General features: G+C 55.3%; 3 protein-coding genes and 3 tRNA genes. All 6 read right to left on the bottom strand.

What is annotated here, in order from left to right; all coding sequences use genetic code 11:
* Positions 1-89: GTP-binding protein (locus tag ACIPHM_RS24520; RefSeq protein WP_038059333.1), on the bottom strand; the 89-nt coding region annotated here is incomplete at its 3' end.
* A gap of 72 nt (positions 90-161) precedes the next feature.
* A tRNA-Thr gene (locus tag ACIPHM_RS24515) sits at positions 162-236 on the bottom strand.
* A 28-nt stretch (positions 237-264) separates the two neighbouring features.
* Positions 265-338: transfer RNA gene (locus ACIPHM_RS24510), tRNA-Gly, on the bottom strand.
* A 74-nt stretch (positions 339-412) separates the two neighbouring features.
* Positions 413-498 (bottom strand) — tRNA-Tyr (locus ACIPHM_RS24505).
* A gap of 161 nt (positions 499-659) precedes the next feature.
* Positions 660-1,424 (bottom strand): glycosyltransferase family 25 protein, encoded by a 765-nt coding sequence (locus tag ACIPHM_RS24500; protein ID WP_400334279.1) that lies wholly within the window; start codon positions 1,422-1,424, stop codon positions 660-662.
* Positions 1,425-1,427: 3 nt separating this feature from the next.
* Positions 1,428-1,682 carry a hypothetical protein gene (locus tag ACIPHM_RS24495; RefSeq protein WP_400334276.1) on the bottom strand — a complete coding sequence of 85 codons (255 nt, stop codon included), beginning with the start codon at positions 1,680-1,682 and terminating at the stop codon, positions 1,428-1,430.
* Positions 1,683-2,626 lie beyond the last annotated feature (944 nt).

Raw genomic sequence — 2,626 nt, 5'->3', positions numbered from 1 at the left:
GCCGTCAGGGTGGTCTTGCCATGGTCAACGTGACCGATGGTGCCGACGTTCACGTGCGGCTTAGTCCGCTCGAATTTTTCCTTTGCCATTTCCGACTCCTAACGGGTTATCTATTGCCGAGGTTGCTCGGCATGTTGATTGCCGCGCTTAACACTATCTTGTGGTGCCCATGGGCAGGATCGAACTGCCGACCTCTCCCTTACCAAGGGAGTGCTCTACCACTGAGCCACATGGGCGAATCCTGTACTACTTCTGCGCGTCACCTGGAGCGGGTGAAGGGAATCGAACCCTCGTCGTAAGCTTGGAAGGCTTCTGCTCTACCATTGAGCTACACCCGCTTGGATTCTGACTCTCGCCACTTGGCAACAAGCGCCGGAGACTCTTGCTTCCGACGCTTATTACTTCCGCATTCTGGTGGAGGAGGTTGGATTCGAACCAACGTAGGCGTAAGCCAACAGATTTACAGTCTGCCCCCTTTAGCCACTCGGGCACCCCTCCGCAGAGAATTTGCAATTATGGAGATGTCCCCCCACCTTGTCAACACCTTCCACGCATTAAATATGCAGTTTTTGTGCCTGCGGCTCACATAAATTTCAGAACACGCGGCAACTCATTGATTTATCGAGATAAAAGGTGTTGGAGGAGAGGTCTTGTTGCGGTTAGCGGCCCCCTGCGAACAGACGCCGGCGCCAGACATCCACGTGGCGATTGAAACTGTCCCGCCCCATGTGGAACTCCCGGCGCAATTTCTGGGAGATGGTGCGTTTCGCCTTCTGGCGGCCGGCGATGGTCGTTCCCAGATCGTCGTTGCGATGCACCACGATATCGGGCGAAATCGAGATCATGCGAACCCCGTGCTCCCAATTTCGGTTGAGCATGTCGTCGACGGGGTGAATCATGCGTCGGCCATATTCCAGCAGCGCCAAAGCGGCGTCCCGGCGAATGAGATAGCCCTGTGTGCCGCCAGGCTGTTTGCGGTGATCATGGAGAACACCTCCGCCCGGCAACTCGCCAACCTTCCAACGGCCGGCAGACCCCTCGTCTTTCAGTCGCATGATGCCCCAATGAACCGAGACGTCGAGCGCGGAGGCGAGACGCTGTGCGAAATCGGCTTTGAGCTCGATGTCATCTTCAAGCACGCACCAGATGTCGTCGTTGGAGCGGGCGAGATCCTGCCAGATGCGGTAGTGGCTGTCGTAACAACCGACTTCGCCTAGCGTCAGATGGTTGGCGTATATCTTTAACCGAGACTCCGCATCGTATGTCGAAGGGTATTCGGAGATACGCTCTGCATCGAAGAATTTGAACGGCACACCTGCTTGCTTCAGTTGCTGGGTGATATACGCACGACGATCGTGACTATCGACAAGCGATATCACGACGACAGGAGGAAGCCTTAACCCCGGAATGGACATCTGGTTCATTTTTTATGTTTTGTTCGAGTTCTCCGGCATAGACCGGTTCGCGCTCATATTGCCGTTTAAAACCGCAATAGCATAATCCGCAAGGATGTCATGCGGTAACTCCATCTCGATGTTCTGAGCAAATGCTCGTACATATTCGGCATTTCGCCGATCTCCGTTCATCGGCACTTTTTCTGCTTTCTGAAATGAGCAGCAAACTTTAGAAAACATACCAAAGCCGGGTTGGGGTGCATCAAGAGCACTTGATACGACGAGCATATGCGCCCCCACATCTCGCCATGCTGATGAGATGAATTAGGCGAAATCCAACGATGAATAAAGCGAATCGAAGCCGTGCGCGACTGAAGCGATGGCGTCGCGAAACCGCGCGAGACGCCATAACGCGTGACCACAGTCACCTGCAGTCGGAAGCGGTGACGATAAATTAGGGGAGGCTGGTAGCGGGAGTGGCGGCCACAAGTTTGTGCCGCCCCTCCCAAGATGGTGGCGACGTTTCCGGTGCGCGTTCGACGTTCGACCGGCAAGAGACAGTCATAGGCGTAATTCCTGCGCTTGAAATACACCGCCAGACATTCTTGCCACCCTGCGGTGTGTCACTTCGCACGAATAACTCGTGTGCAGGCGAACCGACGACGATGCAGTAGAACCGAAGACTTACCGAGCGGAATCTTGCTGAGGCAGGCGACACTCCATGCCAGCAATAGCAGAGCGGATGAGCTCAGAGGTAAGGGGGGATACGGACACGCAATCTAGTAACGTAGCGAGCTACCCCTGGTCCGTGAGCATGACGGGCAAGCGGCGCAGATACGTACCCCCGCACCGGCATTAAGCGAGCGCCGAGAATAACAACTATCAATGCAGACGCATCCATCATGCGAGCACACCGAGCACACCGCGAGAGTACGAAAGGCTAGCGGTCCAAGTACGCAACTCACCGCAGTGGCCCAGCCAGGTTGGTGTAGTGCATATCATTGTGTTCCTGAACAAGGGCGAGACGGTCGACGACGCCGAGTTGCAAGCGAATACCATGGATCGAGCTACCGTCGACTCAAATATGCATCTGCTCCGCGAGCGCGCTGAATCTGCTCCCAGGAATACGAAAACGGTATGCAGATGCGCACGGTGCCAGCATTCAGCGATGCGCCGAGGGTAACGGCTATCAATTTAGGTACGCATATCTGTCAGCGAACGCGCCAAGTCCA

The organism is Pandoraea sp. NPDC087047 (assembly GCF_044745225.1).
GTDB lineage: Bacteria > Pseudomonadota > Gammaproteobacteria > Burkholderiales > Burkholderiaceae > Pandoraea.
This window is presented reverse-complemented; position numbering and strand designations above follow the sequence as displayed.